The organism is Litorimonas sp. RW-G-Af-16, from assembly GCF_048319245.1.
GTDB lineage: Bacteria > Pseudomonadota > Alphaproteobacteria > Caulobacterales > Maricaulaceae > Litorimonas.
Map to the genome: position 1 here is coordinate 732,156 of NZ_CP166993.1, position 24,886 is coordinate 757,041.

Annotated in this window: 22 protein-coding genes and 1 pseudogene; 13 read left to right on the top strand and 10 right to left on the bottom strand. The window is 55.5% G+C overall.

The window, feature by feature from the left end; all coding sequences use genetic code 11:
* The first annotated feature begins 49 nt into the window (after positions 1-49).
* The 4 genes and pseudogenes from AB8615_RS03600 to AB8615_RS03615 all read left to right on the top strand — a co-directional run bounded on the left by AB8615_RS03600 (position 50) and on the right by AB8615_RS03615 (position 3,767).
* Positions 50-967: an SDR family NAD(P)-dependent oxidoreductase gene (locus tag AB8615_RS03600; RefSeq protein ID WP_409433574.1), complete on the top strand. Its 918-nt coding sequence runs from the start codon at positions 50-52 to the stop codon at positions 965-967.
* Positions 964-2,142, top strand: a complete 1,179-nt coding sequence (locus tag AB8615_RS03605; RefSeq protein WP_409433575.1) for an acyl-CoA dehydrogenase family protein — start codon at positions 964-966, stop codon at positions 2,140-2,142. Before AB8615_RS03600 ends, AB8615_RS03605 begins: the two co-directional genes overlap by 4 nt.
* Positions 2,143-2,145: 3 nt before the next feature.
* Positions 2,146-3,284 (top strand): annotated as a pseudogene (locus AB8615_RS03610) (acyl-CoA dehydrogenase family protein).
* Between the two features lie 24 nt (positions 3,285-3,308).
* A complete protein-coding gene (locus AB8615_RS03615; RefSeq protein ID WP_409433577.1) occupies positions 3,309-3,767 on the top strand; it encodes a MaoC family dehydratase in 459 nt (152 codons plus the stop codon).
* A 76-nt stretch (positions 3,768-3,843) separates the two neighbouring features.
* Here AB8615_RS03615 and AB8615_RS03620 read toward each other — a convergent pair whose 3' ends face one another.
* The 3 genes from AB8615_RS03620 to AB8615_RS03630 all read right to left on the bottom strand — a co-directional run bounded on the left by AB8615_RS03620 (position 3,844) and on the right by AB8615_RS03630 (position 6,598).
* Complete coding sequence (locus tag AB8615_RS03620; RefSeq protein WP_418152703.1) at positions 3,844-4,458, bottom strand: hypothetical protein; 615 nt, start codon at positions 4,456-4,458, stop codon at positions 3,844-3,846.
* A gap of 72 nt (positions 4,459-4,530) precedes the next feature.
* Positions 4,531-5,691 (bottom strand): acyl-CoA dehydrogenase family protein, encoded by a 1,161-nt coding sequence (locus tag AB8615_RS03625; RefSeq protein ID WP_409433579.1) that lies wholly within the window; start codon positions 5,689-5,691, stop codon positions 4,531-4,533.
* Between the two features lie 103 nt (positions 5,692-5,794).
* Complete coding sequence (locus tag AB8615_RS03630; protein ID WP_409433580.1) at positions 5,795-6,598, bottom strand: sterol desaturase family protein; 804 nt, start codon at positions 6,596-6,598, stop codon at positions 5,795-5,797.
* Positions 6,599-6,676: 78 nt separating this feature from the next.
* On the opposite strand from AB8615_RS03630, the gene AB8615_RS03635 reads away from it, so the two are divergent.
* The 7 genes from AB8615_RS03635 (at position 6,677) to AB8615_RS03665 (ending at position 14,816) form a co-directional block, all read left to right on the top strand.
* A complete protein-coding gene (locus tag AB8615_RS03635; RefSeq protein ID WP_409433581.1) occupies positions 6,677-7,264 on the top strand; it encodes a nucleotidyltransferase family protein in 588 nt (195 codons plus the stop codon).
* 308 nt (positions 7,265-7,572) lie between these two features.
* Positions 7,573-8,589, top strand: coding sequence for a LacI family DNA-binding transcriptional regulator (locus tag AB8615_RS03640; RefSeq protein WP_409433582.1), 1,017 nt, complete (start codon positions 7,573-7,575; stop codon positions 8,587-8,589).
* Positions 8,590-8,713: 124 nt separating this feature from the next.
* Entirely contained in the window at positions 8,714-10,246 is a 1,533-nt protein-coding gene (zwf, locus tag AB8615_RS03645; RefSeq protein ID WP_409433583.1) for a glucose-6-phosphate dehydrogenase, read from the top strand.
* Positions 10,243-10,962, top strand: coding sequence for a 6-phosphogluconolactonase (pgl, locus tag AB8615_RS03650; RefSeq protein ID WP_409433584.1), 720 nt, complete (start codon positions 10,243-10,245; stop codon positions 10,960-10,962). The genes zwf and pgl overlap by 4 nt, the downstream gene beginning before the upstream one ends.
* A gap of 10 nt (positions 10,963-10,972) precedes the next feature.
* On the top strand, positions 10,973-12,817 hold the full coding sequence (gene edd, locus AB8615_RS03655; protein ID WP_409433585.1) for a phosphogluconate dehydratase: 1,845 nt from the start codon (positions 10,973-10,975) through the stop codon (positions 12,815-12,817).
* Positions 12,817-13,779 carry a glucokinase gene (gene glk / locus AB8615_RS03660; protein WP_418152708.1) on the top strand — a complete coding sequence of 321 codons (963 nt, stop codon included), beginning with the start codon at positions 12,817-12,819 and terminating at the stop codon, positions 13,777-13,779. The genes edd and glk overlap by 1 nt, the downstream gene beginning before the upstream one ends.
* Before the next feature lie 62 nt (positions 13,780-13,841).
* A complete protein-coding gene (locus AB8615_RS03665) occupies positions 13,842-14,816 on the top strand; it encodes an SMP-30/gluconolactonase/LRE family protein (protein WP_409433587.1) in 975 nt (324 codons plus the stop codon).
* Between the two features lie 6 nt (positions 14,817-14,822).
* Here the strand turns inward: AB8615_RS03665 and AB8615_RS03670 are convergent, their stop codons facing one another.
* From AB8615_RS03670 to AB8615_RS03680, 3 genes are all read right to left on the bottom strand, one after another.
* Positions 14,823-15,239, bottom strand: coding sequence for an ATP-binding cassette domain-containing protein (locus tag AB8615_RS03670; protein WP_418152710.1), 417 nt, complete (start codon positions 15,237-15,239; stop codon positions 14,823-14,825).
* A complete protein-coding gene (locus AB8615_RS03675) occupies positions 15,208-16,716 on the bottom strand; it encodes an ABC transporter transmembrane domain-containing protein (RefSeq protein ID WP_418152712.1) in 1,509 nt (502 codons plus the stop codon). Before AB8615_RS03675 ends, AB8615_RS03670 begins: the two co-directional genes overlap by 32 nt.
* 62 nt (positions 16,717-16,778) lie before the next feature.
* Positions 16,779-17,330 (bottom strand): hypothetical protein, encoded by a 552-nt coding sequence (locus AB8615_RS03680; RefSeq protein ID WP_418152714.1) that lies wholly within the window; start codon positions 17,328-17,330, stop codon positions 16,779-16,781.
* 47 nt (positions 17,331-17,377) lie between these two features.
* On the opposite strand from AB8615_RS03680, the gene queC reads away from it, so the two are divergent.
* Both queC and queE read left to right on the top strand, forming a co-directional pair.
* The gene (gene queC / locus AB8615_RS03685; protein ID WP_409433590.1) at positions 17,378-18,079 is read left to right on the top strand and encodes a 7-cyano-7-deazaguanine synthase QueC; all 702 of its coding nucleotides are present in this window, start codon (positions 17,378-17,380) and stop codon (positions 18,077-18,079) included.
* Complete coding sequence (gene queE / locus AB8615_RS03690) at positions 18,079-18,723, top strand: 7-carboxy-7-deazaguanine synthase (RefSeq protein ID WP_409433591.1); 645 nt, start codon at positions 18,079-18,081, stop codon at positions 18,721-18,723. Before queC ends, queE begins: the two co-directional genes overlap by 1 nt.
* Before the next feature lie 16 nt (positions 18,724-18,739).
* On the opposite strand, the gene AB8615_RS03695 is transcribed toward queE, so the two are convergent.
* The 4 genes from AB8615_RS03695 to AB8615_RS03710 all read right to left on the bottom strand — a co-directional run bounded on the left by AB8615_RS03695 (position 18,740) and on the right by AB8615_RS03710 (position 24,831).
* A complete protein-coding gene (locus tag AB8615_RS03695) occupies positions 18,740-19,354 on the bottom strand; it encodes a hypothetical protein (protein WP_409433592.1) in 615 nt (204 codons plus the stop codon).
* Positions 19,355-19,440: 86 nt separating this feature from the next.
* Positions 19,441-19,848 (bottom strand): hypothetical protein, encoded by a 408-nt coding sequence (locus tag AB8615_RS03700; protein ID WP_409433593.1) that lies wholly within the window; start codon positions 19,846-19,848, stop codon positions 19,441-19,443.
* 112 nt (positions 19,849-19,960) lie between these two features.
* Positions 19,961-22,069 (bottom strand): hypothetical protein, encoded by a 2,109-nt coding sequence (locus AB8615_RS03705; RefSeq protein WP_409433594.1) that lies wholly within the window; start codon positions 22,067-22,069, stop codon positions 19,961-19,963.
* A complete protein-coding gene (locus AB8615_RS03710; protein ID WP_409433595.1) occupies positions 22,069-24,831 on the bottom strand; it encodes a DUF4159 domain-containing protein in 2,763 nt (920 codons plus the stop codon). The genes AB8615_RS03705 and AB8615_RS03710 overlap by 1 nt, the downstream gene beginning before the upstream one ends.
* Positions 24,832-24,886: the final 55 nt, after the last annotated feature.

Below are 24,886 nucleotides of genomic sequence, written 5' to 3' on the forward strand. Positions count from 1 at the left end.
GGCAAGCGTAAGTGAGCCGCCACGATTTATATATTACAGGATCAAAAACATGAGTAAAATCGAATTCAAAGACCGCGTCGCTATCGTGACAGGCGCAGGCGGCGGCCTTGGTCGTTCGCATGCTTTGGCGCTGGCGTCTCGCGGCGTGAAAGTTGTCGTCAACGATCTGGGCGGCTCTGTTGACGGCACGGGCGGCGGCGCAACGATGGCGGAAAACGTCGTGGCCGAAATTATCGCAGCAGGCGGTGAGGCGATGGCCAATGGTGCCAATGTTACCAATGAAGCCGAAGTCCAAGCGATGGTTGATGCCGCGATTGAGAAATGGGGCAAGATTGACATCCTCGTCAATAATGCAGGCATTTTGCGCGACAAGTCCTTTTCTAAAATGACGATGGATGATTGGAAACTCGTTGTTGCGGTGCATCTGCACGGCTCGGCCACTTGCACCAAAGCTGTTTGGAACCACATGAAGGAAAACCAGTATGGACGCATCGTCATGACGACGTCCTCCTCCGGCATGTATGGCAATTTCGGGCAGACTAATTACGGCGCGGCCAAAGCTGGCCTGTCGGGTTTCATGCGCACGCTGTGTTTGGAAGGGGCCAAATACGATATTCGCGTGAATACGCTGAGCCCGACCGCGCGGTCGCGGATGACGGAAAACCTGATGCCAGAGGAAATCCTTGAAAAGCTGACAGTTGAGTCTGTCTCGGCGGGCTTGGTCTATCTCGTTTGTGACGACGCGCCCAATCGCATGATCTTGTGCGCTGGGGCGGGCGGATATTCTGAAACGAAGGTCATTGAAACCCAAGGTATCAATCTGTCCGAAGGCGAGCAGACCGCCGAAAACGTCGCCAAATTCATTGATCAAATTCGGTCCACGGACGGTGCGGAAGAGTTTACAAATGGCGGACAGCAGGGCGCCAAATTCCTGACACGTATTCAAAATGGAGACTTCATCAAATGAGCGACCTGACAGAACTTCGTCACGAAATCCGCAGCTGGCTTGAGGTGAACTGCCCTGAAGACATGCGCCAACCCATCACAGGCGATCCCGACCTTTGTTGGGGCGGGCGCAAATTTACGTTCCAGTCCAAGGCGCAAAAAGACTGGCTCGAAGCGTGTGTCGCAAAGGGCTATACAGTCCCGACTTGGCCCAAAGAATATGGCGGCGCAGGTATGAGCCGTGCGGAGGAGAAAGTCCTTCTGTCGGAAATGAAGCGCATTAATGCGCGCGCGCCGCTCTCGTCTTTTGGCATTTGGATGTTGGGGCCAGCGCTGCTGAAATTCGGCACAGAAGCGCAAAAGCTGGAGCATTTGCCACCCGTTGCACGCGGTGAAATCCGATGGTGTCAGGGCTATTCGGAACCTGGCGCAGGGTCGGATTTGGCGTCTCTCGCCACGAAAGCCGTAGATAAGGGTGATCATTATATTATCAATGGCCAGAAAGTCTGGACGTCTTACGCCGATCAAGCGGACTGGATTTTCTGCCTCGTGCGGACAGATAATACGGGTAAGAAACATCACGGTATTAGCTTTGTGCTGTTTGATATGGACCAACCTGGTGTGGAGCCAAAGCCGATTAAATTGATCTCTGGCAAATCCCCATTCTGCGAGACGTTTTTGACGGATGCCGTAGCGCTCAAGAAAAACCTCGTCGGCGAAGAGCATAAAGGCTGGGACGTCGCAAAATATCTGCTGACACATGAGCGAGAAATGATCGGCGCCTCGGGTGAGGGTATTTCCCGTCCGATGCACGAGGTCGCCGCCGCTCATATCGGGCTTGAAAACGGCCAACTCGCCGACCCGATGCTGCGCGCGCAAATCGCCGAAGCCGAGATTGACGAATGGGCGTTTGGCCTGACCATGGCCCGTAAACTCGCCGAAGCCAAGGCGGGGTCCAGCATGGGCGCCGATAGCTCTATGCTGAAATATTACGGCACAGAATTGAACAAGCGCCGCTATGAGTTGATGATGGACGGCGCGGGTCATGACGGCCTCGAATGGGAAGGTGAGCGGTCCAATGACGGCCGCCTCTCGCGCAGTTGGCTGCGAACCAAAGGCAATTCGATTGAGGGCGGGACGTCCGAAGTGCAGCTCAATATTATTTCCAAACACATTCTCCAACTCCCTGGGGCATAGATTATGGCACTCGTATTGAACGACGATGAAGTGATGCTCCGCGATACGGCGGAGGGGTTCTTCAAAGAAAAAGCCCCCGTCAAAGCGCTGCGGACTTTGCGCGACACAAAAGACGAAACTGGCTTTGACCGCGGCCTCTGGGCCGAAATGGCCGAGATGGGTTTTGCGGGCATTGTCGTGGACGAAGATCACGGCGGTGTCGATATGGGGTTTATGGCGGCGGGTCTTGTGGCTGAGCAAATGGGGCGTAATTTGTCGGCCTCGCCTTTTCTTTCGACGGCAGTTCTGGCCGCGACCGCGCTGCGCGAAGGCGGCACGTCAGAGCAAAAAAAGAATGGCTTACCAAAATCGCGAGCGGTGAGGCGGTGATTTCCGTTGCTCTCGATGAAGGCGCGAAGCACAACCCGGCTGGCACAAGCACAACCGCCGAGAAATCTGGTAATGGCTTCAAACTCAACGGCGCGAAAGCGATGGTCGTGGACGGCCATGTGGCAGATGCGTTAATCGTGGCGGCCCGAACATCGGGTGAGCCAGGCGATACGGATGGTCTATCTCTTTTCATTCTTAATCCTCAAACTAAAGGCGTCTCGGTTGAACGCACCATTATGGTCGACAGCCGTAATGCGGCGCGGATCGACCTGACCGACGTCGAAGTCTCTGGCGATGCACTCCTTGGCGACCTTGACGGCGGCATGGCTGTGCTAACCAAAGTCGTTAATGCAGGCCGCGCTGTGGTTGCCGCTGAACTTCTCGGTGCAGGGGCGCAGGCGTTTGAAGACACCGTTGCCTACATCAAAGAGCGCAAGCAATTCGGCAAAATCATCGGCGAGTTTCAAGCGCTTCAACACCGCGCAAGCCACCTCTATTCCGAGCTTGAAATCGCTCGATCTGCTGTCATGGGCGCGTTGACCGCCTTGGACATGAATGATCCGCAGGCAGAGCTTTACTGCGCGATGGCCAAGGCGAAACTCGGGTCTGTTGCCAAACTTGCCAGCCAAGAAGGCGTGCAAATGCACGGCGGCGTTGGCATGACGGACGAATACGATATTGGCCTTTTCATGAAACGCATTCGGGTCTTGCAAGAACTCCTCGGAGATGCGCATTATCACATGAATGCATTTGCAAAAGCGAAGCAATTTTAATCATAACAACTCGGGGAGAGTGACATGAAAACAGCGAAACCAGACGAGCTAGCCGGATTGATCGGCACGGAATTAGGGGTCAGCGATTGGATCACGATTGAACAAGACCGCGTCAATCAATTTGCCGATGTCACCGAAGATCACCAATTCATTCACGTCAATCCAGAGATGGCGAAAATGACTCCTTTTGGCGGTCCGATTGCTCATGGATTTTTGACGTTATCTCTCCTCTCTAAATTTGCAGAAGGCGCTGGCCTGACGGTGGAAGGCGCGAAGATGGGCGTCAATTACGGCTTCGATAAAATGCGGTTTCTTGCCCCTGTAAAAGTCGGCAAAAAAGTCCGCGCGCGGTTTGTCCTCAAAGCTGTCGATGAAAAACGTCCTGGTCAATTTCTAATGACGCAAGAAGTCACAGTTGAAATTGACGGCGAAGACAAACCCGCTTTGGTCGCCGATTGGCTGGGCATGCAGTTCGTCGCCTAGCCTAACGCAACACCGCCCACGCGGCTTTGTCACCCGACTGCGCCGCGTAGGATGTGCCTTTATCTGAAATAATTAATTAAATGGGCGGCCTAAATATCGGCGGCTTACGGTCTGTTGAAACAGTGAAAACAGACCGCTTTTCATATCTATCACGAGGGACCAAAGGCGGCCTTGCGCCCAAATCATCAGGGTGAATTTCAATCAAGGGCGCGCGCCAGATCCGTGTGACAGTTTGATATTTACGCCGCGGCTTAGCCGCTGTTTCGGGAAGGTCACCGCGGGCGCCTTTTTGAATGACAGCCAATCGAAACAGGCCGTAGCGATCTGTCTTAGGTTGATAAACGGCGCGAGCAGTGGATTTGGCAGCAGGTGATTGATTAGGGAAAGTTGCGGCAGGCAGACCATTGGCCACGCGAAACGCCGCGCTGACTTTCGCCTTATGTCGCCGATTGTGCCATGCCGCCATAGCGCATGCCCCGCCCAAATCAGACAAAATTTCCGCCCGAAAGCCCGCGTCCTGCGATAGCCGTTCTCGCGCGGCGTGGGCCTGTATCTTGGCGCTCTCACGCAGATTGCGCCGCAAGCCGCGCCCCATTTTTACAGATAATCGCAAGACAGCCGCCGCATCTGGCAAAGCCGCCATGATCAACACGGAATAGCGCAGCAGCAGCACATTTATCGCTGCACTCACAATAGCTAATCTCTGTTCCGTCGCTTGGGTCACACCGTGACTGTGTCGGCAAAAAGGAAACCGTGGATATATTTATTTCTTATGCCCAGGCGCTGTGCCGAGCATTTTGCAGATTACGCCGAGCATAACTTCGTCTGCGCCGCCGCCAATGGAGGCGAGGCGGCCGTCACGGAAGCGGCGGGCAATCGGGGTTTCGTCCATATATCCCATGCCGCCCCAATATTGGAGGCAGCTATCAGTCACTTCGCGGAGGAGGCGGCCTGACTTAACTTTTAGCATGGATACGAGTTTGCTAATATTCTCGCCTTCCGCATATTGCTTTACACATTTTTCGACCAGCGCGCGGTACATCTCGACCTCGATTTGTAGCTCCGCGAGGCGGTAATGCACGACTTGATTGTCCAGCACGGACTTGCCAAACACCTGCCGCTGGCGTGCATATTCAATGGTTTCATCGATGCAGGCTTGTAGACCGGGCAGGGTGGAAACAGCCGCCCAGAGGCGCTCTTCCTCGAATTGCTGCATTTGGTAAACGAAGCCCGCGCCTTCTTGGCCGATCAGATTGCGCTTGGGAACACGAACATCCTCGAAGAAAATCTGCCCCGTATCAGAACTGTGATTGCCAATTTTTTCGAGCTTCTTGGCTTTGATCACGCCCTTTGTGTCCATAGGGACAACTATGAGGCTTTTGTTCTGGTGCTTCGGCCCGTCGCCCGTATTGGCGAGCATGACCATAAAATCGGCTTGAAGGGAGTTGGTGATCCACATTTTGCCGCCATTGATGACGTAATCATCGCCGTCGGATTTGGCGGTCGTTTTGATGTTCGCCACGTCTGATCCTGCGGAGGGTTCGGACACGCCAATACACGCTACCATATCGCCCGCAATCGCAGGCGCGAGAAATTCGCGGCGTAGCGCGTCACTGCCGTATTTCGCAAGCGCTGGCGTGGCCATATCCGTTTGCACGCCAATCGCCATCGGGATCGCCGCGCAATTAATGCGCCCAAGGCCTTCGACGGCCGCGACATTATAGGAATAATCCAGACCCATACCGCCAAATTCTTCAGGCTTTTGAATACCGAGAAGCCCTGCATTGCCGAGTTTTTTAAAGACTTCATGGGCAGGGAAAATCCGCTCGCGCTCCCACTGATCGACGTAGGGATTGATGTGCTGTTCCACGACCTTGTGCATCGTCTCGCGGATCGCGCGATGCTCGTCTGTGTAAATATCCATAGATCTCTCCCGTTATTTTTTTGCGATAGTGCGACCCGTCAACGCAAATGTAAATGCGACGAAAGTGAAATTCGCCTATGCGAGATGCGGTATTATGAGGGCGCTATTTCGTAGATTTAAAGGGGAGTGTCAGGCTCCAGATCAAGTGGTTAGGATCGTCTGTTTGTGCCTCGCTCAAGCCGATCACCATACCGTCATGCCCGCCCTCTGGCTGCGCTGTGTAAGAGCCAAAGAGGTGATCCCAAATTGACAGGCAGAAGCCGAAGTTTTGATTGGACTCGCGCATTTGGATGGAGTGGTGGACGCGGTGAAAATCTGGCGTCACGATCAGCTTTCGCATCACCTGGTCGAGCCAGGCGGGCAAGCGGATATTGGCGTGATTAAACAAGGCGCTCGCATTGAGGATGATCTCAAACAGGATAACCGCCGCGACTGCGGGCCCTAAAATCAACACACAGATTATCTTGTAAGCCATTGAAAAGACTATTTCTACCGGATGAAACCTGACGCCAGACGATACGTCTAAATCACGGTCTGCATGGTGGACTTTGTGAAAGCGCCAGAAGAATGGGACTGCGTGAAACAGGCGGTGTTGCCAATAGATCAGCATATCCAGCACAATCACGGCCAGCGCGATTTCCAGCCAAATGGGCAGCGCTAAATAATTAAATAAACCCCAGCCTTGTGTCGACGCAAAGGCGGCTACGCCCACCGCGACGACTGGAAATAGAACGCGCAAGACGAGCGTATCTATTCCGACCAGAGCGAGGTTGGACAGCCAACGCGGCCCGCGCTTTTGGCTCCGCACTTTGCGCGGCCATGCTGCCTCTAATACCGCGAAGACAATCAGTGCAGCGGCGAAGACGCTCAGGCGGATAAGGCCTTCATGGGTAAGGAGTATTTCCATTAGCTTTAGGTGGCACTGATGATGACGGATTTCAATGCGGCAGATGACACGGCTGCGTGATCGGACTAGGCTGGCCCCATGAACTTAGCGATCATTATTTTAGCCGCAGGTGCGTCGCAGCGGTTTGGCGAGAGCAACAAATTGCTCGCGCTTGTCGCGGGACGCCCGATGATAGAACATGTTATAGTGGCAACGAAGGACGTGCCAGCTGCTTACCGTTTTGCCGTTACGGGCGAGGCGGACGCAAAATTGCTTGATCTCCTAACTCGCTATGACGTGACCGCTATTCCCAATCCTAATGTGCGCCAAGGGCAGGGCAGTTCGATTGCGGCGGGGGCGCAGGCTGCGCTTCATAGCGGCGCAGAGGCGGCACTGATCGTGCTAGGGGACATGCCGTTTGTGACGGGCAAATATTTGCGAATGATATGCGAGACCTTGCAGGATAATGAGGCAGTTGTGTCAGAATTTGCAGGTCGTCACATGCCGCCTATGCTATTTGGCAAAGCAGCTTTGCATAGGCTCGCAAACTTATCACCAGAAGGGAGCGGGAAAGACGTGCTGCGTTCGCCGTATAAAGCGTTGCCTTTACCAACTGACATGGCCCGCGATATTGATACCCGCGAGACTTTGGCCAAATACAAATCTAGCTTAGGCGATTCTAGCTAAGGCTATGGTAGAGTCAGGGATTGAGACAAAAATTTGATAGATCACGAGGCGAGAGTCTGCTACCCACAACATATGTTAAATGCTTTGAAACAATATATCGTGGCAGCGATCGTCTTCTTACTCGCGATTTTGCTGGGTCTGTAGACGGGTCTGAACACCCTTATTCATTACGCCTGACCGCAAAGGGCTAGTGCGGTTCGTCGGTATGACGACCGCCACATGCGCGTCATTTAATTCTCCTTGCTCCCCTCCTGTCTGGCTTATAGTGTAGTTAAAGATAATCCTCGTGTCAGATGGCGGACGTTCACATGAAAGCGACAATCACCGATGTAGCCCAAAAGGCTGGCGTCTCGATGAAGACTGTGTCGCGTGTTTTAAATAAAGAGCCTAATGTTGCCGAGAAAACGCGGGAACGCGTGATGGCAGTGGCGTCGGAATTGCGTTATTCCCCCAATCTTGCGGCTCGCGGGCTGGCCAGTTCGAAATCCTATTTGATCGCGCTGATTTACGATAATCCCAATGCGTATTACATTACGGAATTGCAGCGCGGCGCGATTAGCGCGTGTCGCAAACGCGGTTACCATGTTGTATTGGAACCCACAAAAATTCGCGAATTGTCCTCGCCTGAAGAGGTTAAATCTGCGTCTGAGATGATCTTTGAACGTCTGCACGTCGATGGTGTGATATTGGCGCCGCCACTCTCGGACTCCCAAGAATTGATCGATGTGGTGCGCGCGCGAAACCTGCCCTATGTGCTGGTCGCGCCAAGCGAAACCTCTCCCGATGTCCCGAGCGTCAAAATGGATGACTTCGCCGCCGCCTATGAACTCACGCAAAACCTGATCGCGCAGGGCCATCAGCGGATTGGCTTTATCAAAGGTCATTACCAGCACAGCTCGGCTGATCTCCGGCTTGAGGGGTTTTGCCATGCGATCAAGGAGGCGGGTTTGTCCAAAGAGCCTGGCCTGATCAAAGACGGTGACTATTCATTTAGGTCGGGCGTGGTCGCGGCAGAGGCCTTGTTGGAGGCTGATAACCCCCCGACCGCTATCTTTGCCTGTAATGACGATATGGCGGCGGGCGTAATCCACGTCGCAGCGCGCTTGGGACTCAGCGTGCCTGACGGGCTCTCTGTGTGTGGATTTGACGACACCCCGCTTGCGACAATAATGTGGCCGCAACTGACGACTGTTGCGCAACCGATTTACGAAATGGGCTACGGTGCAGCCGATATGTTGCTGAGGCAAGATACGGAGACAGGGGACGACCACGTGCAAACTTTCGATTTTACGATCAAAAAACGCGGTTCAACGGCGCGAGCATAAGTAGCATAGGGTAATCGTTTAGAATTGACAGCGCTGTCATAAACGCATAGTTTATACTCAAAAACGGGATATCCCATTCACGCTAACGCGCACTTATCGCGCAAAAGATTGATATATTCAGATCATGGCAGACACTCAAAACCCACATGCAATCCCTCACGTAGACGGTGACGATACGGCATCGGCCTTCGTTCCTGTCGCCCCGTTTGAGATTGTCGTATTTGGCGGGACAGGTGATCTGGCACGCCGCAAATTGCTACCCGCGCTCTATCACCGCTTTTGTGATAACCAAATACCCGCCAATTCGCGTATCGTCGCGGTTTCCCGCAGCGAGCATAGTCGGGAAGACTATCTCGACCTGATTAAATCAAATTATCTGGATTTTGAACAAGACGAAAACTTCTCTGAAAAACGCTGGGCGAAGTTTTGTGAACTCGTCGACTATGCAGGAATTGACGTTATCGACGGTGATAATTGGGACGATCTGCGCGGCAAGCTTGATCCTGATGAAAAGCTGATCCGCGTCTTCTACCTCGCTATGCCGCCACGCTTATTCGGTGAAATCTGTGCCAAACTCAAGACGGCTGGCCTAGCGCATAAAGGCTCCCGCGTTGTCTTGGAAAAACCGATCGGGACAGACTTCGACTCGGCACATGAAATCAATGAGGCCGTGGGTCAGGTATTTGACGAAGAACGGATTTATCGGATTGACCATTATCTCGGCAAAGAGACTGTGCAGAACCTGCTCGTGCTGCGCTTCGGCAATGTGTTGCTCGAACCGCTCTGGTCGTCTTCCGCGATTGAACATATTGAAATTACGGTGGCGGAGTCCATCGGCGTTGGCGGGCGGGGGAGCTATTATGACGGCTCTGGCGCGCTCCGCGATATGGTGCAAAATCACTTGCTGCAGCTGCTCTGCCTCTCGACCATGGAGATGCCAGCCTCAATCAACGCGGATGACCTGCGCACGGAGAAAATCAAAGTGCTGCGCGCGCTGGAACCTGTAACACCTGACAGCGTCGAAAAAGTCACGGTGCGCGGCCAATATGTCAAAGGCATGTCAGAAGACGGTCAGCCTATGGACGACTACCTGTCGGACGTTGGCGTGACGTCTAGCCAGGCCGAAACCTATGTTGCCATTCAAGCGCAGATCAAAAACTGGCGCTGGGCGGGGGTGCCGATTTATCTGCGTACAGGCAAGCGTATGTCGTCGCGGCGGTCTGAAATTGTGATCCAGTTTAAACCCGTGCCACATTCGATCTTTGGCAAAGGCACACCGATCAATCCGAACAAAATGGTCATTCGTCTGCAGCCTGATGAGGCGGTGAAGCTATGGCTCGAAATTAAAGAACCGGGCGCGGGGGGATTGCGCCTAAAAACGCTGCCGCTGAACTTGTCCTATGCCGATAACTTTACCGTGCGCTATCCTGACGCTTACGAGCGTTTATTGATGGACGTAGTGCGCGGCAATCTCTCACTCTTTATGCGTCGCGATGAAGTCGAGGCTGCGTGGCGCTGGGTCGACGGGATTATCGATGCGTGGGCGTCGGTCGAACAGCCCGTCCAATATTACCCTGCAGGCTCTGAGGGTCCAAAGGCGGCGAGTGATATGCTGGCCAAGAACGGCGATAAATGGGCGGACATTTCGCCGCTATGAGCCAGTCATCTAATCTCCCCCAAGAGCAGTATTTCACCGCTGGCAGCGCGCTGACATCTGCTGCGGTCATATGGCTACGCACGCGGATAGAAACCGCGATTTCCAAATTTGGCACGGCCAATATCTTCCTCTCTGGCGGCAATAGCCCAAAGCCTATCTACGAGGCTTTGTCGTGCATCGAACTGCCTTGGAAAGCTGTGACCATCAGTCTTGTTGATGACCGTTGGGTGGACGAGAGCAGCGCAGGATCAAATACAGCGATGATCAAAACCATCATGCTGCAAAACGCGGCGAGCGACGCGCAATTTTTGCCAGTTTATGATGGATCAGAGACAGCTGCGCAGGGTGTTGAGGCGGTGGAGCCGACTATGCCAGACCGCATCGATATTTGCGTGATGGGCATGGGCATGGATGGCCACACAGCCTCTTGGTTTCCAGACTCGCGCGGCCTGGCAGACGCGATGGATCTTAGGAACACAGCCAAACTCTGCGCGATCAATGCCACGGGTTGCCCCGTCGCGGGCGACTACCCTGAACGCATCACGCTGACGCGTAGCGCTGTGTTAGCCGCGCGGCACATCCTGCTTATGCTGCCCAACGCGGATAAGACGCGCGTGTTTGAGGCGGCCAAAACCAAAGACCTGATGGACGCACCCGTTGCTGGGCTGCTACAGGCAGGGGACGCACTGACCGTCTTCGCCATGGACTCGAATTAAAGGATTTCCGATGAGCGTAAATGCTAAACTTCTAGAAGTTACAGAGCGGATCAAGAAGCGCTCCGCCAAATCACGCGCGGCATACCTTGCCGCCTGTGAGGATAATATGCGAGACGGCCCGCGCCGCCGCCGCCTATCCGAAGGCAATTTGGCTCATGCCACGGCAGCCTGCCCAATCTTAGAAAAGACGGAACTACTTGGTGCGAAATGGGCGAATATCGGCATCGTAACAGCTTATAACGATATGCTATCCGCGCATCAGCCCTTCGAGAACTTCCCCTCTATCATCAAGCATGCCGCGCGTCGCAATGGCGCGACAGCTCAGGTCGCGGGTGGTGTTCCCGCCATGTGTGACGGCGTGACCCAAGGTCAAGACGGCATGGAGCTATCCCTGTTTTCGCGCGACGTCATTGCCTACTCAACCGCGATTGCGCTGTCCCATGATATGTTTGATGCCGCCATCCATTTAGGTGTGTGCGACAAGATCGTGCCAGGCCTAATGATCGGTGCCCTGCGCTATGGCTATCTACCGCAGATTTTCGCCCCCGCAGGGCCAATGCCGTCGGGCATTACTAACCCTGAAAAAGCGCGCGTGCGGCAGCAATTTGCGGCGGGTGAAGTCGGACGCGATGTGCTGCTCAAGGCCGAAGCGGCGAGCTACCACGCGCCAGGCACTTGCACATTTTACGGGACCGCCAACTCTAATCAAATGCTGATGGAGATTATGGGCATGCAGTTGCCCGGCAGCTCATTTGTCCACCCAAATACCCCGCTGCGCGACGCGCTAACAGCGCAGACCACGCGGCGCGCGACGCAGATCACAGCCTTGGGCGAGGACTTCACGCCCGCTTGCCGCGTCATCGACGAAAAGGCGATTGTCAACGGGCTAGTCGGCCTGATGGCAACGGGCGGTTCGACGAATTTGACCATCCATATGGCGGCGATTGCAGGGGCGGCGGGCATCAAGATTAACTGGGATGATTTCGCCGATATTTCGCACATCGTCCCGCTGATCTGCCGCATCTATCCAAACGGCGTCGCGGACGTCAATCACTTCCACGCGGCAGGCGGCATGGCATATCTGATCAGAGAATTGCTGAGCGCTGGCTTGCTGCATAATGACGTGACGACAGTCGCAGGCGGCGAGGGGCTATCAGAATATACGCGCGAGCCAATCAAAAACGCCCACGCCGAAGCGGACACCGTTATCTTCCGCAATGGCCCAACTGAAAGTCTCGATAAAGAGATCCTGACAACGGTCAAAGAGCCGTTCCGCCCCGATGGCGGGCTGGCTTTGCTCAAGGGAAATATGGGACGCTGCGTGATGAAAGTCTCTGCCGTGAAGCGTGATAAGTGGTTCGTCGAAGCGCCGGCCATCGTCATTGATAATCAAAACGACTTGATCGCGATGCACAAGGCGGGCGAGCTAGAACGGGACTTCGTCGCCGTGCTTCGCTTCCAAGGGCCGCGCGCGAACGGGATGCCAGAACTGCACAAGCTCACACCGATCTTGGGCCTGCAACAGGATAAAGGTTTCGCTGTTGCCCTCGTGACGGATGGACGTATGTCGGGCGCGTCTGGCAAAGTGCCTGCCGCCATTCATATGCACCCAGAGGCCTTGTTGGGCGGCGCGATTGCGCGGGTGCGCTCGGGCGATATGGTGCGTCTTGATCCGCTCAACGGGACTGTCGAAGTCTTGGACGTTGACCTGTCGACGCGCGATGTGGCGACAATGCCAAAGGCGCAAAACCTCTCAACCCTTGGCATGAATATGTTTGCCCCCATGCGTGCACAAGCGGGCGACTCGGAGGCGGGCGCCTCTGTGCTGGGTGATCCTGACTGGATGAGCGAATAATGTCTGCGGGCATGACATTGGTGGGCGATGTGGGCGGCACGAATTGCCGTCTGGCCTTGGCCGAGCGCACCCCCGAAGGCACCATAGAACTGCATCACTCGCAGCGTTATCCCGTGCGCGAATACGCTAGCTTTAACGATGTTGTCGCTAAATATCTCAAAGAACATAACGCCAAACCTGGGCGCGCGGGCTTTGCCTTTGCAGGGCCAAAATTTGATGATGAAATTCGTATGACGAATATTGACTGGATCGTCAGCGAGCGTGATTTGCGCGACACATTCGGGTTCTCTGACGCCGTGGTGATCAATGATTTCGTGGCCATGGCGAAGGGCGCGACTGTCATACCTGATGATGGATTTCAAACGCTGATTGACGGTAAAATCAATTATAACAAACCCGTTGCCGTGATGGGACCAGGGACAGGTATGGGTGTATCTTGCATCCTGTCCGGGCGACCTCTGCGCATTATTGCGACAGAAGGCGGACACACAGCCTTCGCTCCGCAGTCCAAATTAGAACAGGACATACTCAATTATTGGCAAGCGCGTTTGCCCTATGTCAGCGCAGAATCGCTTCTGTCTGGGCCAGGTCTATTTCGTCTTTATACAGCGATGTGCGAGATCATGGACGCGCCGACGGTGTGCACGAAAGAAGATGAAATCGTGGCCGCAGGTCAAGCCAATCCAAACTCTGTTGCTCGCAAAGCTGTCTTGCAATTTTGTTCTATATTGGGCGGTTTCGCGTCTAACACAGCGCTGACGCTCGGTGCGGCTGGCGGGGTGGTGCTGGGCGGCGGCGTATCACGCCATATCGCGCCTTTTATCGCGGAGTCAGATTTCGAAGCGCGGTTTAAGTCCAAAGGCCATGGCAGCTGGTTCGTCAAAGACATACCCGTGCGTTTGATACAAGCCAATTTCGTCGCGCTTTACGGTGCGGCCGCAATGGTGCTGGATCAGTCATGAGGGCGGCGAGCCTTCTATGCGCGAGCGTTTTAGCGCTGAGTGCCTGCGCGCAACCTAGCAATGTGGCAAAGACAGATGCGGCACAGTCCGTGCCCTATGAAACCATAGGGTCTATCACAACCAGTCGACCAGACCTCATTTCACCTGACGCGAAAATTGAAAAACTAGGCGGTGACTTCCGCTGGTCTGAGGGGCCCGTTTGGGTCAAAAAGGGCGGCTATGTTCTGTTCACCGATGTGCCGCAAAACCGAATTCACAAGTTTAAAGACGGCGAGGGGATCACGACATGGATGGACCCCGCGGGCAGTCCTGATCCGTCCATCCCTGGCCAATCGACACAGGGCGGCAACGGCCTGATCATGTGGGATGATGATCATATCATCATGCCCGATCACGGCAGTCGCGCGCTGGTCCGTGTGAACCTAGACACGCAGGACAAGACGGTCGTGGCCGATCGCTTTGAAGGCAAGCGTTTGAATAGCCCCAATGACGTGACCAAGCACGCCAATGGGACGCTTTATTTCACCGATCCCCCTTATGGCCTAGACGGCAGAGAAGCATCGCCCGCGCGGGAGCTTGATTTTAACGGCGTCTTCGCTGTGTCGCCTGATGGTGAAATGACCCTGATAGAGGATGGTTTAAAGCGTCCGAATGGGATCATATTGTCGCCCGATCAAATGACACTTTATGTGGCAAATGCTGATCCAGAAGACGCGAAGTGGCTGGCCTATCCGCTTGATAAGTTAGGAAAAGTTACGGGTGAGGGACAAGTCTTATTAAATGTAACGGCGGATTTTGCGACAGGCAAACAAGGCAATGCTGACGGCATGGCTGTCGACATGGACGGCAATATCTGGGCGACAGGTCCGGGCGGCGTGATTATTTTTTCACCCACAGGCGAGCGGCTGGGTTTGATTAGCACAGGTTCGAAAATTGCCAATGTGACCTTTGGCGGCGCAGATGGATCGATGCTTTATATGACGTCTCATAAGTTTCTGGCGCGGGTGAAAACGAACACCAAAGGGGTCGGGTTTTAAGCGGGCCTAAGTCTTCAACCCTGCCGACTGATCGAACTGAATATCAGCGAGCGTCGCATATAGCCCGCCTTTGGCCATTAGCTCCGCATGGGTGCCAGTCTCCACAATCTGTCCCGCGTCCATGACCAGAATTTTGTCGGCTTTCAACACGGTCGAGAGACGATGGGCGATGACGAGCGTTGTCCGCCCTTGGCTCATTTCTTCGAATGCTTGTTGCACGGCGCGTTCACTCTCTGAGTCCAGCGCACTTGTCGCTTCGTCCAAGAGCAAGATCGGTGCATTTCGCAGGATCGCACGCGCAATGGCGAGGCGTTGTCGCTGTCCGCCAGAGAGCGTGGTGCTGCGCTCCCCCAAGTCTGTGTCATAACCTTCGGGCAGGGCCATGATAAAGTCATGGGCATAGGCGGCTTTGGCAGCGCTCATAATATCCGCCTCGCTCGCGCCCTCGCGGCCATAGGCGATATTTTCGCGGAGCCGAGCCAGAGAAGAGCGGAGTATTTTGCTGCACCACGGCAATCGCGTCGCGCAAGTCTTCTGGCAATAATTGTGTGATTTTGTGATCATCGACGCGGATTTCACCGGATTGAATGTCGTAGAAGCGCAGCAGGAGTTGAAATACGGTCGACTTCCCTGCACCCGATGGGCCAACCAAAGCGATAGTCTCGCCGGGCTTCACGGCAAAGCTGACATCGCGCAGGGTCGGCAATTCAGGGCGTGACGGGTAAGCGAAACTCACCCCGTCAAACTCAATATGACCTTGCACATCGGACAAAGTTTCTGGCGCAGCTGGCCCGGTGATTTCAGGGGTTTCATTGAGGATTTCGACAAGACGGTCAGAGGCACCCGCCGCTCGCATCAAGTTCGTGATAGTCTCTGGCAAGGACGCCATGCCTGCCACGACGAGGCCTGCATAGAATGTGAACTGCGTGATCGCGCCGCTCGTCATTTTGCCGTCAGACACGCTATTGGCGCCAAATTGCAGGATTGAGATAATCCCTGTCATCACCATCGCCATGATCAGGAATGTCAGTAGCGTCTGCGTCATGATGCGTTTGCGCTGATCCGTAAAACTCGCCTCTATACTGTCGCCAAATAACATACGCTCGCGGGCTTCTTGGGTATAGGCTTGAACCGTCTGGATCGCGCTGATCGCTTCGCCGCCGCGCGCGGATGCGTCCGCCAATCGGTCTTGGCCAGAGCGGGAGAGATTGCGGATGCGCTTTCCTGCAAAAATTAGAGGTACAATGATGGCTGGCACAATCAGCAAGACCATCGTCGCCAGCTTCACACTGACAACGAACATCAGCACAATAGAGCCGATAATCTGCGCCAGGGAGCGAATGGCGAAGGAGATCGAGCCCGTGATCACACCCTCAATCACTGTCGTATCTGTCGTCAGGCGGGAGAGGACTTCGCCCGTCCGCACACGTTCGAAATATGACGGGCTGAGCGTTGAGAGGCGGTCAAAGACGGCCTTGCGAATGTCGGCAATGACGCGCTGCCCCAATCGCGTGATAAAGAAAAATCGCAAAGCACCGAAGAGTGAAAACAGGATGCCAAAGCCAATGGCGATCTTGAAATACGCATTGAGCGATTGGTCATCGCCCAGCGGTACGCTTTGGCAATAAGCGAGGGTATCGGCCTGATCCCCAAACCCGCAATCGACGATCAAACGCACGATCGCTGGCAGGAGGAGCGACATGCCCGCAGATGCCGCGAGAAAAATAACAAAAAGCGTTAGCTGCCCTGGATAGCGCCGCACAAAGGGCCATAATTTCATCAAAGGCCGCAGCGAGCGAGCCTTTGCGCGATGCGCTTTTTCTTGATCGACTTGCGCCGCATACGCTGCGCCAGAGGACCGAGAGGGATTGCTAGAAAGTGGTGTATCGCGCTGTGCCATTATGCGCGCGTCTTCGCACAAATGCTGCGCCTATTAAAGCCAAAAGCGGTGGTGCGCAGCCGTTAAGACAGCGAGGTGCTGCAGCTGGTCGCAGGGGGCGCTTTTGTGTCGTCTGTTGTGAAAGTGATGCTGGGTGTTGCGGCTGTGTCGTAGCGGAATTCAAACACAACGGCTTGGGACACAACTGTGCCGCGCGATTGCGCCGTTTTCTGATCCGCAACATAGATGGCGGCAGGGGCCGTGTTGGTCAGCATGGCACAGGCACGCGCTTCGCCAGGCAGTTGAGCTTTGTCGCCAAACCGGTTGCCGCTGATCTCTCCAGATTTATGAACGGAAACAGATAGCTCGCCGATCATGCTTTGCGCTTCGACGGAAAACCCTGCATTGGACGCTACAAGAAAGCGCTTCAACCCAGCTTCAGACGTCGGAATTTCAACGGCTGACACAATGGGCGGCGTCTCGAACGCGACCTTGTGCATGACCTGCGCGGCTGCGGGGAGAGACGCGATTTCCAGCGCCAAAAATCCCATCACGAAATAGCGTTTCTTACCCGTGAGCTTCATGCGTAATTGTGTGTAGCGATTCGTCATACAGGCGAAACATGCAGATTTCATGCCGTATTTGCTGGCCCTGACACATTTCCCCAATTATATGAGCGCCCATGAGTAAGATCGGACATATGGCGGGCGTGCTGTTTTCAGGCGGTCAAGACAGCGCGACCTGTCTGGCATGGGCTATGGAGCGGTTTGAGCGCGTGGAAACGATTGGCTTTACTTACGGCCAACGCCACGATGTCGAGATGACGTGCCGCCAGACGGTGCGGGCCAATATCGCAAGCGCTTTCCCTGCCTGGGCCGATAAACTCGGCGAAGATCACATTATCGACCTTGCAGGGCTCGGCCAGATCAGCGAGACCTCGCTGACGCGTGATGTGGAAATTGAAGTCAATGAAACAGGGCTGCCCTCTACATTTGTGCCAGGACGTAATTTGATATTTCTAAACTTTGCCGCTGCCCTAGGCTGGCGGCGCGGGTTTTCGGATTTGATCGCGGGCATGTGTGAGGCGGATTTTTCGGGCTATCCCGATTGTCGCAAAGAGACTTTGGACGCGCAAATGCACGCGATCAGCTTGGGGCTGGACCGTAAATTCGCGCTGCACACGCCACTTATGCATTTGTCCAAAGCGGGCGCATGGGAGCTGGCGGAAGACCTCGGCGGGGCAAAGCTTGTTGAGATTATCCGCCGCGACAGCCACACATGTTACATGGGTGAACGCGGCGAAGATCACGCATGGGGCAAGGGCTGCGGCACCTGTCCTGCCTGCGACCTGCGCGCCAAGGGCTGGGCGGAATACGTCAGCTAATGGTATACAGTGTCAAAGAAATTTACCTGACCGTTCAGGGCGAAGGGGCGCAGACGGGTCGCGTCGCTGTCTTCCTACGCTTTGCAGGCTGTAATTTGTGGAGCGGACTAGAAAAGGATCGCGCAACCGCACAATGCCAATTCTGTGACACGCAATTTGTCGGCACAGACGGCCCGGGGGGTGGTAAGTTTAAGACGGCGCAAGACCTAGCCGCAGAGGTCGCGACACACTGGCGAGGAGACATCGGCGAGAAGTGGGTGATTTGCACAGGCGGCGAACCGCTCTTGCAGCTAGACGCCAAGTTGATCGCGGCACTGCATGCCATCGGGTTCAAAGTCGCGGTAGAAACGAACGGGACACTGGCAGCTCCTGAAGGGCTAGATTGGATCTGCGTCAGCCCAAAGGCCGATGTGCCGATTGTCCAAACATCAGGACAGGAGCTAAAGCTGGTCTATCCGCAGATGCAAAACGATCCTGCGGATTTCGCGCATCTGGCGTTTGAGAATTTTTGCTTGCAGCCCCTCGACGCGATTGGTGATCCCGCTGCGTCTGTGGCCAATGCGCAGGCCGCGTTTGAGTATTGCCTCGCGCATCCAAAATGGCGGCTCAGCGTGCAAACGCATAAATCGATTGGTGTGCCTTAAGTGCGAGGCTCGAAACCTAGCTTGTAGATTTCGCGCTCAGAGTCTTAGACGCCTTGCGCGCAAAGCGAGAAATGGACCGCCGTGCGTCACTCCATGTGCCGCCAAAAGCTGCATCACGAATATCATTCTCGAAATAGTCATAAGACATCGTCCCAAGCGACTCGCCGCCCGCTGAAATCAATTCTGCGCTCAATTCTGCACCGCCTAGGCCGAAGCTGCGATAGGACAGGCCAGGTTCGCGGGATAGTTGCTTGAAGGTCGGGCGGTTCGGGCGGGCGTCTTCAATCGTGACGCGCAAGACGACGGGGGCCGCATCGGATACGACCACGCCGCGCTTATCGAAGTCGTCGCGTAGCTGCTCTTGAACATAATCCGTCAGTGCCGCCAAATCCCGTTCGCCGTAAAAGCCATTGCCTGTAAATCCAGAGTCAGAGCTTCTCGCCCCGTTTCGGAGGCTGATGTCTTTGGGCAAATTATTCGCGCGATGCGCCATGCTCTCAGACAGATTGACCTCAATTTTGACAGGCGTCGTGACCGCTATTGTCACTGTGCTATCAAATCCGCGCGCCATAGCAGGGGTCGCGAATGCCATGCCTGCCGTCAAAATCGTCGTAAGAATGAGTTTCTGCATAACGGACTCCTTGTGGAGTAACTATGTAACACAAAACGCCCTGCAGGGCAAAATGACATTGCAGTGAGGTCAGGTGGGTGGCTCTCTTACGCCGCGTCAACGACCACGGAGAGCAAGCCCTTCGCGCCTTTGAGCGCTCGCAATTCTGCATTTAACTCCGCCGCTTGAATATCGCGAGAGACGGTGACGACCTTGCCTGTCAAATCGACGGCTTGAGTTGTGACTGTCAGGACTTTGGAGCTTGTATCGAGGGCTTTATCGGTGACTTTCACAGGGACGGAGCCGATATAGTAGACGCCTTTGCCCGTGGCCCACACGCCTTTACCGACCGCTTTCGTCGTGCCGACAACGGTATTGCCCGCGAATTTTGTCGTTTTATAGGCGGCTTTCACAGGAAATGCCGCGACTTTGCCTGTCGTCTTTGCGACGGTGCAACCGCCGAGCATGGCGAGTGCGCCCGCGGCCAAGACGGATGTTTTGATAAAGCTTGCCATAGTCCAGTCCCTAAGATTTCAGGCGAAACTTAAAAGCTTATCGTCAAAAAAACCTTAAAAAATAACAGATGAATCACAGAGGGGTAACAGGGGGATGACAGCGGGATCGCGCCTATAGCCCCTCACGCCGCCAGGCCCAAGCGAGGAAGAGGAAGAACAGTCCGAAGAAGATCAGCCCTGGCGCGAGCGGTGTGCGGCGGCTCTTGGTCACGGTGTAATCATTATGCGCAACTAACCCCGCCCAATTTGAGCCAGAGGTTGCGCGACCTGAACTAACGCGGCGGAAATCGGGGAGGGCGCTGGCGTCCACGCCAAGTAACTTCGTCAGCCCGCCGCTGGCCTCTGATAGCGGGGCGAGAATGTCTGTCGTCGGCAGGAGTTCGGAGAATTCGCGAGGGTTCAGCGCGCCGATCGCGGTGATCGTCGACACATCGCCGTTTTGCAGGCGGTAAGCGCCTTGGCCCTTGATCGGAACATCGCCTTGATAGACTCCGTCTGCGACCTGCGTCAGGCTGGTACGGACCGAGGTGCCGTCGGGGTATTTGACCTCGACGTCTCCCGTGACGTCGTTCAGCGAGCGCCGCTCGATTTGTAGGCGACCCCCATCCGCAGTCGCTTTTAAAATCTCGGATTCCAGATCAGGTTCGCCCATGAGCCAATGCGCGGTGCGGCGGAAAATCTCGCGATAGGGTCCGCCGCCGTCATGCCCTTTGGCCCAAAGCCACGCATGGTCAGACATCAACATCGCCACACGCCCATCGCCGACTTTATCAATGACAAAGAGCGGCACACCGTCTGGTCCGTCCATCAGCACATTGCCGCTAACGGGGTTATTATCAATCGCGCGATACCATTGTCCCCAGCTTGCCGAGGTTTCGCCGGTGAATGACGCCGTGATTGGGTGACGCTGACCCTTGGAATTTAACACAGGACGGTAAGCGCCTTCTGATATTTCCCCCGTGGGGCGGGTCGGCAAAATGCTCGCTAAGGCCGTGCGGAACAGGCTGTTTTCTGTCGCAAAAGCTGGCCCCGTCGCCAGCAGCAAAGCGCCGCCATCTTCGACATAGTTTGCGATATTCTGGAAGTATTGCGGCGGAATGGTGGGCCGCGCACGGCCGCGCGCCACCGACATAGAGCGGCGCTGATATTGATCAAAAATGATCAAATCAAATTCATCGAGCTTCTCTTCAAATAGCTGCCGCGTTGGGAATTGGATCAGGGATAATTCCGACTCCCGCGCATTGGTGCGCTTTACGCGCGGCACGGTCAGAATCGTAAACTGAACGAGGTCTAGCGCTGGGTCAGATTTCAGGAGGTTCCGCCACGCCCGCCCGCCATTATGCGGCTCACCCGTAATCAACAGCACGCGCAGACGATCTCGGATTCCTGAAATCTCTGACACAAACAGGTTGTTATTCGTGGTCAACTCGCCTTCTACAGCGGCGACACTCATCTCGACGGTATTGCTGCCGCGTTTCTCAATTTCTAACGGGATCGAAACAGGGCGGCCAATGGTGATAGGAAAGCGAGCTTTGATAGTGCCGTTTAGCTTGACTTCGATCTGCGCGCGCTCGCCTTCAAAGCCCGGGTCATCGACTTGCAGCACGAACTCTGCCTGCTCGCCAACTACGCCGAATTTGGGTGCGACAGTGGCGGCGATGCGGCGGTCTCGCGCATTGGGATCACCGAGGATAAACGCATGAAACGGCACGCCCTCTGGCATGATGTCTGCCGTCGCCTCGCTCACGTCATGGGGGCGCCCATCTGTCAGGGCGATCACGCCCGCCAGCCGCGAGGCGGGGGCATTGCCGAGCGCTTCGGTAAGCGTCTTCGCCAGCTGTGTGCCGTCTTCGCTTTCAGGAATTTGCACCGTAATTACGTCCAGCGCGTCTTCGGCGGCGAGGCGCTGCGCCAAGGTGGAGGAGGCCTCTGCCATCAGAGCCTCGCGCTGGCCGATCTGCATGGATTGGGACGCGTCTTTCAGGATGATCACCGTATCTGGCAGGGCTTGCCGATCTTCCGTCACGATTTGTGGGTTGAGCAAAGCGAGGATCAACGCCAACCCCGCCACCAAGCGCGGGAAAGAGCTTTTGAGCCGACCCATCGCGATCATCAGCGCCGCGAGGAATATCGCCACGCCCAGCGCAATCAACCACGGCGTGGGGAGCAGGCTGTCAAAGCTGATGCGGTCGAGGCCAAAACTAGCGAGGAAGCTATCCATTACGGCACCTCCTCTGGTTCTGGCTCTGGCTCTGGTTCATCGCGGAATCTGGCTTTCCTATCACGTTCAATCAGTTCATTATTACGCCCGAGCCGTTCGACGAGTTCGGCGGCGTGGACTTGGTCAGCTTTGTAATTCCCTGACAGCGTGTACATCGCGACATTGACGCCAAATCGGATCGACATTTCGCGTTGTCGCGGGATGTCATTGCTCAGCTCGATCAGGCTGCCAGCCTCTGGGTCAATCGCCCAGCCTGCCGCCCAGTCTTGGGAACCGATAATGACAGGACTCACCCCGTCGCGCCCGCCAGATCCGTTAGAGCCCGCCTGCACATAGACAGGGCCATTCGCCCATCGCCCGGGAAAGACTTGCAGCAGGTAGAATGACTTGGTCAAAACATGATCGGTCGGCACAGTCACGAGGCGCGGAATGTCCAAATTTTCGGTCACCCGTGCGAGGCCGGGATGGGGCTGTCCTGCCCGCAATCCACGATCACCTTCATCGGCCGTATCAAACACGATCGTGCCGCCCGCCGCCATATAGGCATTCAAATTCGCAACGCTTTCGGGCGTCAGGGCTGCGCTATCGCGGCGCACAGGCCAGTAGAGGAAGGGATACATTTCCAGACCTGCATCGTCAGGCTTCACCGCATGCACGCCTTCTGGCTCAATCGTCGTGCGCAATGTGAGTTGCGTTTTCACGCTGTCCAAGGCGATGCGGGATAGCTCGTCTTGGCGGGCATCCCCCGTTTCGATATAGGCGAGGTGCAGGGCATTGGCGGCTTGAACGACTCGATCTGGCGTTTGCGCGTCTGATAGTTGCGGCACGGTCATCATCGCAGCGCAGACCAAAATTGCGAGCCCGCGCTGAGGTCGCAAAAAGCGCAACCGCCCCGCCATCCACAGCGCAAATATCGCGTCCAGAGCCAGCAAGGCTGCGCCGAGCCCCAATAGCAGACCGGTCAAAGATTGCGGCGCCTCGGTGCCATATCCGCTGACCACCGCATTGCGGGGTGCGGTCATAGGGCCAAAGTCTGTTGGGTTTTGCAGCACGGGGAGGGCGCGTTGGCGCGTGCCTTGACGGTAATAACCGGGCAGTTGAGAGGCTGACGTGCTGACCGTGTCGAATTCCGCGTCTGCAATACGTTGTTCCAGCAGAGGCGGAGATTGCAACTGCCCAAAACCGTCCAATGCGCGATCTAAAATCCAGTCGGCATTTGATCCCGCCGCGCGACTGGTGCGGCCTTTGGTGAGGGGAAGGATACGTCGCAACATATCAACATAAAGCCCATTAATCGCGAGGTTTGACCATTCTGGTCCCGCCGTGACGTGGAATAAAACGACCCGCCCTTGCCCCCGCGCGGCAGACGTCACGATGGGGGAGCCGTCTTCGAGCCTCGCCCATGTGCGCGTATCCGTCTCGATCCCCGGTTCGGCCATGACTTGCTTGGACACGGTAACCTCATCAGGCACGGCGAGACCAAAGAAGGGGCTGTCTTGATTAAACGGCGCAAGGCGTTGCGGGTCTTCCCATGCGAGCGCGCCGCCAATCGCACGTCCTCCATTGCGCAGCGTGACGGGGAGCAAGCTGTCTTGCCGCTTGGCCAATCGCGGCCCTGCAAAGCGAACCAATACACCGCCGCTTTCGACGTATTTAATCATCGCATCACTATCGCTGCGCATGCTGTCAGGCATGACGAGGATGGAGGGTTGGAGGGCAAGCAATGTGGCTTCATCTCCATCGAAAATATCGGCATAGGGCGACAGCGCTTGCTTGGCATAAAACGGATCAGAGAGCAGCGGGCTGGACGTGTCAGCAGGCGGACTTAGCACGCCGACGAGGGGACGGCCAAAGCTGTCATCGAGCAATTTAATCGCGGCGGCAGAGCGCACGCCTTGGGCTTTAAGACGCGTCACTTTGGAACGCAGTTGCGGCGGCAGAGCCATTGTCACTGTCGCCAATGTTGCGCCGGGGGCAAAGGTCAGAGGCTCGACTGCGATCACAGAATTGTCGCTTGTGACAGCCTCGATCATGGTGCTGCCCGCGCCCTTGGGTGATGGTCGATACCAATCTGCCTCAAACCCATCTGATGTTTCGCGCACATCACCGGGGAAAATATTAGCTTGCACATCTGGCATGAGGATAGAGGCTTTAGCACCTTGAAAAATATCATTAGTTTGTGTGTTTATGCTGGCAATACCAGACGATAAGAACGTGATGTCCGTATCCGTCATATCTAAATTATTTAATTCATCGCGGAGATTAGACAACCCAATCGGATAGGGCGCAGGCTGCAGAGTTTTGACCAAACGCAGCCCCTCGGATGCAGGCAGAAAGGCCGCGGATGTGTCATTGATTTGGGCTGTTGCGATGATACGCACATCCAGATTATCGCGCCGCGCCGCTCGGATGCGTTGCTCAGCCTCGCTGATAATATCGTCCCAGATCGGGGCGGCAAAGACGCTCTGGTCGATGATGATCGTTGGGCGTTGCGCGGTCTCGACTTGGGTTGATTTGATGATCGGCTGGGCGAGCGCGAAGACTACCAGCGCGGCCAACAACATCCGAAACAACAGCAGCCACCAAGGGGTCGCGGCGGGCGTTTGATCATCTGTGTTGATGTCTTGTAAAATCCGCAAAGGCGGAAACATCTGCTCACGCGGGCGCGGCGGCGAGACTTTCAAAATCCACCAAATAATCGGCAGCACGATCAAGCCCAAAAACGTCAGTGGTGCGAGAAATGTCAGTGCGGCCCAACTCACGATAACTCACCTGAAATCGCGAGATACATAGCCGTCAGAGCCTCGGTCGCAGGGC